Source organism: Oricola nitratireducens (assembly GCF_014904745.1).
GTDB lineage: Bacteria > Pseudomonadota > Alphaproteobacteria > Rhizobiales > Rhizobiaceae > Oricola > Oricola nitratireducens.
Genome location: NZ_JACZCS010000031.1, coordinates 185047 through 191541 on the forward strand (window position 1 = coordinate 185047; position 6495 = coordinate 191541).

A 6495-nucleotide genomic window follows, 5' to 3' on the forward strand; every position below is an offset into this window, starting at 1 on the left:
GCTATCCGTAAAACCGGTAATCCTGCTCGATCTGCATGCCGAGCATATTGTTGTCGCGGATGAAGCCATCGAGAAATTCATGCAGACCCTTGTCGAAGATTGCATCGACCGTATTGTTGCGCAGTCGGCTTAGCACATTCTCCGCGGTTTCGTGGCAGCCATGACGTTCGCCGTAGTCGTCGGCAAGATAGGTCAGGTTGTCGGCGATCTTGGTATAGCAGAAAGCGAGCGAGCGCGGCAGCCGCCGGTCGAGAATCAGGAATTCGGCGATTCCGCGCGGATTGATGTCGCCGTCGTTCAGCCAGCGATAGGCGCGCTGGGCCGAAACGGAGCGAAGGATCGTCTCCCACTGCACGTTGTCGAGCGACGAGCCGACGAACATGACCGACGGCAGAAGCACATAATATTTCACGTCGAGAATGCGCGCCGTGTTGTCAGCGCGTTCGAGAAAGGTACCGATGCGCGCGAAGTCGTAGATCTCGTTGCGCAGCATCGTGCCGTGCAGCGCGGCGCGCACGAGCGCGCTCTGCTGCCGGATAAGGGCGAGCGTCTCGGGCAGTTCGCGATCGCGGACGGGCCTGGCCAAGGCATCCTTCAGCGTCAGCCAGCATTCGTTGGTGGCTTCCCAGACCTCGCGCGTCAGCGCTGTGCGCACGAGACGGGCATTGTTGCGGGCCCCCTCGACCACCGAGAGCACACTCGATGAATTGCTCTTGTCACGCAGCAGGAAGTCTATGACGGCCGGCGCGTCGGCGTTTTCGTGCTTGGCGAGGAATTCGTTCTGCACGCCGGCGGTCTGGACGACCGACATCCACTCGTCCTCGGCGGCGGCGGACCGTGTCAGCGCCATGCGGAAACCCGCCTCGACGAGACGCGCGGTGTTTTCGCTGCGCTCGAGATAGCGAAACATCCAGTAAAGGCCGCCTGCGGTCTTGCCGAGCATCCGCGCTACTCCTCCAGCACCCAGGTATCCTTGGTGCCGCCGCCCTGGCTCGAATTGACGACCAGCGACCCCTTCTTCAATGCCACCCGCGTCAGCCCTCCGGGCGTGATGTTGATCCCCTGCGGCGAAACCAGAACGAAGGGCCTGAGATCGACGTGGCGCGGGGCAAGCCCCTTCTTCGTCAGGATCGGCACGGTGGAAAGCGACAGCGTCGGCTGGGCGATGTAGTTGCCGGGCCTTGCCTTGAGCTTTTCCCGGAACGCCGCGATCTCGCGCTTCGAGGCCGCCGGCCCGACCAGCATGCCGTAGCCGCCGGAGCCGTGCACCTCCTTGACGACGAGTTCGTCCAGATGCTCGAGCACATAGGCCAGCGAGTCGTCCTCCGAGCAGCGCCATGTCGGCACGTTCTTCAGGATCGCGGTCTCGCCGGTATAGAACTCGACGATGTCGGGCATGTAGGAATAGATCGCCTTGTCGTCGGCGATGCCGGTTCCCGGCGCGTTGGCGATCGTGATGGCGCCCGCGCGATAGACATCCATGATGCCCGGAACGCCGAGCATCGACTGCGGATTGAAATTCAGCGGATCGAGGAAATCGTCGTCGACCCGGCGATAGATGACGTCGATCGGGGTGTAGCCCCTTGTCGTGCGCATCGCGATGCGCCCGTCGACGACGCGCAAATCATGTCCCTCGACAAGTTCGGCGCCCATCTGGTCGGCCAGGAAGGCGTGTTCAAAATAGGCGGAGTTGTGGATGCCCGGCGTCAGGACCGCGACGACGGGCTTGCCCGAACAGGCGGCCGGCGCGCAGGCGCCCAGCGAGCGGCGCAGGTTCTTGGGATAATCGCTGACCGGCTGCACGCGAATATTCGCGAACAGCTCGGGAAACATCTGCAGCATGGTTTCCCGGTTCTCCAGCATGTAGGAGACGCCCGACGGCGTGCGCGCATTGTCCTCCAGCACGTAGAACTGGTCCTCGCCGGTGCGCACGATGTCGGTGCCGACGATGTGGGTGTAGATGTTGCCCGGTGGCTGGACGCCGATCATCTGGGGCAGGAAGGCGTCGTTGCTGGCGATCAGCTCGACCGGGATGCGGCCGGCGCGCAGGATCTCCTGGCGATGATAGATATCGTAGAGAAACGCGTTGATGGCGCGCACACGCTGCTCGATGCCGCGCGAAAGGCGGGCCCATTCGCGCCCCGAGATCACCCGCGGAACGATATCGAACGGGATCAGACGCTCGGCTGCCTCTTCCTGGCCGTAGACATTGAAGGTGATGCCGGTCCGGCGGAAAAACGTTTCCGCCTCCTTGGACTTGCGCGTCAGCCGTGCCGTATCCTCGGCGACGAACCAGTCGTGATATTGCCTGTATGGCGAGCGTGGCCGGTCATCACCGCCCAGCATCTCGTCAAAGATACCTTCCGTTCGCTCCATACTGACAACACTATGTCATTGTTGCGAATGCGCAAGTGGCCGGCTGCCCAGACGGAAAGCATGCGGAAATTATTATTGCTTAAAAATTACGCAATCAGCCCGTCTGGCACGCATGGCAGGTGCCGCGGATCTCGACGGTCGTCTTGCGCGGCACGAAGCCGGCGCCAACGGTCAGAGACTTGAGCGACGAGACCAGTGCCGCGTCGGTGATCTCCGACACCTTGCCGCAAGTCTCGCAGATCGTGAAGGCGACGGCCGTGTGGGAATCGCAGCCGGGATGGCGGCAGGCAACGAAGGCGTTGAGGCTTTCCAGCCGGTGGACCATGCCAAGGTCGAGAAGCTTGTCGAGCGCCCGGTAGACCTGCAGCGGCGCGCGCAGCCCCTGCGCGTTCAGTTGGTCGAGGATGTTGTAGGCGGTCAGCGGCGTGTCGGCATCCTCGAGGGTTTCGAAGACGAGGGCCTGGTTACGCGTGAGGTCGGATTTTTCGGCGTGATCGTGACGAACCGTCATGGCGTGCGTCCTTCCTTTCCGCTGGCGCCCGCCTTTCCGCCGGCGCCCGCCAGCGCCGCGACCGGCAACAGGCTCACGAGGAACAGGATGAGCGCAGCGACGACGATCGTCGGTCCGGACGGCGTGTCCCATTGCAGCGAGCCGAACAGCCCGCCGACAACGGCAAGGACGCCGGCCAGGCTGGCAAACAGCGCCATCAGTTCCGGCCCGCCGGCAAAGCGGCGCGCGGTTGCCGCGGGGATGATCAGGAGCGCGGTGATCAGCAGGACGCCGACGATCTTCATGGCGATGGCGACGACGACGGCCAGAAGCAGCATGAAGATGAAATTGGCGCGGTCCGGCTTCATGCCCTCGGCTTCCGCCAGCTCCGGGTTGACGGTGGCGGCGAACAGGGAATTCCAGATCATGGCCAGAACGGCCAGGACGAAGGCTCCGCCGGCATAGATGATCGCGATATCCGACTTGGAGACGGCCAGGATGTCGCCGAACAGCAGCCCCATCAGGTCGATGCGCACCCATGTCATGAAGGCGAGCGCGACAAGCCCGAGCGCCAGGGCGGAATGCGACAGAAGGCCGAGCAGGGCATCGGCCGACAGGCCGGCGCGGCGTTGCAGAAACAGCAGGGCGACCGCGACGACGACCGAGACGGAGAACACCGCCAGCATAACGTCGATCTGGAGCAGGAAGGCGATGGCGACGCCGAGCAGGGCCGCGTGGGACAGCGTGTCGCCGAAATAGGCGAGCCTGCGCCAGACGATGAAACATCCGAGCGGCCCGGTGACGAGCGCGACGCCGGCGCCGGCGACGATGGCGCGAATGAAGAAATCATCGAGCATTCCGTGTATCCCCTTTTTCGTTTTCGCCGTCGTGGTGATGGTCGTGCTCATGATGATGCCCGTCATCGGGATGGCAATGCCCCGTGACCGTGCCGTCGGCATGGCGCACGCGGCCGTCCGGCAGGTGGGTGTGATCGTGGTGATGGCGGTAAACGGCAAGCTGGGCGGCGCCGCGCGCGCCGAAAAGCTGCTTGTATTCGGCGCTTTCGGCCACCGCCTGCGGCGTGCCGTGGCAGCAGACATGGCCGTTGAGGCAGATCACGCGGTCGGTCGCGGCCATGACGACATGCAGGTCGTGCGAAATCAGCAGGATGCCGCAATGCATGTCGTCGCGGATCCTGGCGATCAGCTCGTAAAGCGCGATCTCGCCGGAAAAATCGACGCCCTGGACCGGCTCGTCGAGCACGAGAAGATCCGGCTTGCGGGCAATGGCGCGGGCCAGAAGCGCGCGCTGGAACTCGCCGCCCGACAGGTTGCGCACCTCGGCTTTCGCCATATGGGCGATCCCCGTGCTTTGCAGCGCCGCTTCCTTCTGCGCGCGGGACAGCGGATTTGTCAGCGTCATGAAACGGTCGACCGTCAGCGGCAATGTCCAGTCGACGGCGACCTTCTGCGGCACGTAGCCGACGCGCAGATTGACGGCGCGTTTCGCCGTACCCTCGCTCGGCGCGACGATGCCGAGCGCCATGCGCGCGGTCGTCGACTTGCCGGAGCCGTTCGGGCCGATCAGCGTGACGATCTCGCCGCGTTGCACGTCAAGGTCGACATCGCGCACGAGCCAGCGGCCGGCGCGCAACACGCCGGCCTGTTCCAGGCGCACGAGCGACTGCGGAGATTGAAGCACGTTCCGTTCCTTCCCGGGTGAATTGTTTGACGCGGCTTGACGGCGACGTCAATCGCAGGTTATCCGATACGGCGATGTAATGATATAACATCACGTCTCCTGTCAACTCACTACAAATGCCAAGGTGAACCGATGAAATCGCTCCGCACACTCCTGCTCGCAGCATGCGCAATTCCAGCCACACTGTCCTCCGCGCATGCGGACATGAACGTCATCGCCTCGATCAAGCCGATCCACTCGCTCGTCGCCGCGGTCATGAAAGGCGCCGGAGAACCGGCGCTCATCGTCGAGGGTGCGGGTTCGCCGCATACCTACAGCCTGAAACCGTCACAGGCCGCCGCCCTGCAGGACGCCGACGTCGTCTTCTGGGTTGGCGAAGAACTGGAAGCGTTCCTGCAAAAACCGATCGAGACGATCGGCACCCATACCAAGGCGGTCGAACTGATCCAGGCGCCGGGACTGGAGACGCTGCCGCTGCGCGAAGGCGGAACCTTCGAGCCCCACCACCACGACGGCGAGGAGCACGCCCACGAGGAAGGCCACGATCACGGGCATGACGAGATCGACATGCATGCCTGGCTCGATCCGCAAAATGCCAAGGCGCTCGCCAACGAGATCGCGAGCACGCTCGGTAAGGCCGATCCGGCGAACGCGGCGCTCTACAAGGCAAATGCCGACAACCTCGACATGAAGCTGGACGTGCTGACGGACGAGATCACCACGAGCCTCGCGCCGGTCTCCGGCAAGGGCTTCATCGTGTTTCACGACGGATACCAGTATTTCGAGCACCGTTTCGGGCTTTCCGCCGCCGGATCGATAACCATTGCGCCGGAAGTCATGCCGGGCGCCGAAAGGCTGACGCAGATTCGCGCCAAGGTGAAGGAACTCGGCGCGACATGCGTCTTTGCCGAACCGCAATTCGAACCGAAACTGGTCAGCGTCGCCATCGAAGGCACGGATGCGCGGTCCGCCATGCTCGATCCGCTCGGCGCGACGCTGCAGCCGGGTCCGGATCTCTATTTCGACCTGCTCCACGCCATGGCGAATTCGATCCGGTCATGCCTTTCGGGCGAGGGCTGATCCAGGCCGGTTTCCGGGCTGCCCCCAAGGGCGGCCCGAGCTCGCCATGTCGAAAAAGCATTGATGTTGATCGATGCTCATCGGTAACCTGTTGCTTACGTAAAACTTCTATAGTGTACTTGTTCCGGCTAGCAACGGAGGAGTACGCATGGCGGACGCAATCGTCCCGCGAGATGTCGAGATCGGCAGCGAGAAACTCGGCGGCATTCTGGCGATGCCGCCGGACGCGTGCGGACTGGTCATTTTCGCCCATGGCAGCGGTTCGAGCCGGTTCAGTCCGCGCAACACGTTCGTCGCGGAAACGCTGCAATTGCGCGGTTTCGCGACGCTGCTCTTCGATCTTCTGACGGAACGCGAAGCGCAGAACCGGCGCAACGTGTTCGACATCCCGCTGCTCGGCAGCCGCGTCGCCGAAGCGGTCTCCTGGGCGACCGGCTATCCGGACACCGCGCAACTCCCCATCGGCCTGTTCGGCGCCAGCACGGGCGCGGCGGCCGCTCTCGCCGCCGCCGCGGAGCAGCCGGACGAGGTGAAGGCCGTGGTATCGCGGGGCGGGCGGCCGGATCTCGCCGGACAGGCGCTGTTCCACGTCAAGGCGCCGACGCTGCTGATCGTCGGCGGGCATGACTACGAGGTCATCGAACTCAACCGGGAAGCCAAGGCGATGATGCGCTGCGACAACAGGCTCGCGATCGTGCCGGGCGCGACGCATCTGTTCGAGGAACCGGGAACGCTGGAGCAGGTCGTCGATCTCGCCGGCGGCTGGTTCGCCGACCATCTGAAAAAGGCCGATTCCTAGAGCTTTTCAGGGACAGATAGAAACATTCTGTTTCCCGTCCGGTGCGGCG

General features: G+C 63.8%; 7 protein-coding genes. 2 read left to right on the forward strand and 5 right to left on the reverse strand.

Going from position 1 to position 6495, the window contains the following annotated elements; translation table 11 throughout:
* Window position 1 precedes the first annotated feature (1 nt).
* The 5 genes from IG169_RS15955 to IG169_RS15975 form a co-directional block, all read right to left on the reverse strand.
* Window positions 2–943 (reverse strand): alpha-E domain-containing protein, encoded by a 942-nt coding sequence (locus IG169_RS15955; protein WP_193177211.1) that lies wholly within the window; start codon window positions 941–943, stop codon window positions 2–4.
* A 5-nt stretch (window positions 944–948) separates the two neighbouring features.
* On the reverse strand, window positions 949–2346 hold the full coding sequence (locus tag IG169_RS15960) for a circularly permuted type 2 ATP-grasp protein (protein WP_193177212.1): 1398 nt from the start codon (window positions 2344–2346) through the stop codon (window positions 949–951).
* Window positions 2347–2470: 124 nt separating this feature from the next.
* Window positions 2471–2887: a Fur family transcriptional regulator gene (locus tag IG169_RS15965; RefSeq protein WP_193177213.1), complete on the reverse strand. Its 417-nt coding sequence runs from the start codon at window positions 2885–2887 to the stop codon at window positions 2471–2473.
* A complete protein-coding gene (locus tag IG169_RS15970; protein WP_193177238.1) occupies window positions 2884–3723 on the reverse strand; it encodes a metal ABC transporter permease in 840 nt (279 codons plus the stop codon). Before IG169_RS15970 ends, IG169_RS15965 begins: the two co-directional genes overlap by 4 nt.
* Complete coding sequence (locus tag IG169_RS15975) at window positions 3713–4567, reverse strand: ATP-binding cassette domain-containing protein (RefSeq protein ID WP_193177214.1); 855 nt, start codon at window positions 4565–4567, stop codon at window positions 3713–3715. The genes IG169_RS15970 and IG169_RS15975 overlap by 11 nt, the downstream gene beginning before the upstream one ends.
* A gap of 132 nt (window positions 4568–4699) precedes the next feature.
* On the opposite strand from IG169_RS15975, the gene znuA reads away from it, so the two are divergent.
* The gene (gene znuA, locus IG169_RS15980; RefSeq protein WP_193177215.1) at window positions 4700–5647 is read left to right on the forward strand and encodes a zinc ABC transporter substrate-binding protein ZnuA; all 948 of its coding nucleotides are present in this window, start codon (window positions 4700–4702) and stop codon (window positions 5645–5647) included.
* A 148-nt stretch (window positions 5648–5795) separates the two neighbouring features.
* Entirely contained in the window at window positions 5796–6446 is a 651-nt protein-coding gene (locus tag IG169_RS15985) for a dienelactone hydrolase family protein (RefSeq protein WP_193177216.1), read from the forward strand.
* Window positions 6447–6495: the final 49 nt, after the last annotated feature.

Coding starts and splice junctions, on each gene's coding strand:
- IG169_RS15955 (WP_193177211.1), bottom strand. CDS start 943: ATGCTCGGCAAGACCGCAGGCGGCCTTTACTGGATGTTTCGCTATCTC.
- znuA (WP_193177215.1), top strand. CDS start 4,700: ATGAAATCGCTCCGCACACTCCTGCTCGCAGCATGCGCAATTCCAGCC.
- IG169_RS15965 (WP_193177213.1), bottom strand. CDS start 2,887: ATGACGGTTCGTCACGATCACGCCGAAAAATCCGACCTCACGCGTAAC.
- IG169_RS15970 (WP_193177238.1), bottom strand. CDS start 3,723: ATGCTCGATGATTTCTTCATTCGCGCCATCGTCGCCGGCGCCGGCGTC.
- IG169_RS15960 (WP_193177212.1), bottom strand. CDS start 2,346: ATGCTGGGCGGTGATGACCGGCCACGCTCGCCATACAGGCAATATCAC.
- IG169_RS15985 (WP_193177216.1), top strand. CDS start 5,796: ATGGCGGACGCAATCGTCCCGCGAGATGTCGAGATCGGCAGCGAGAAA.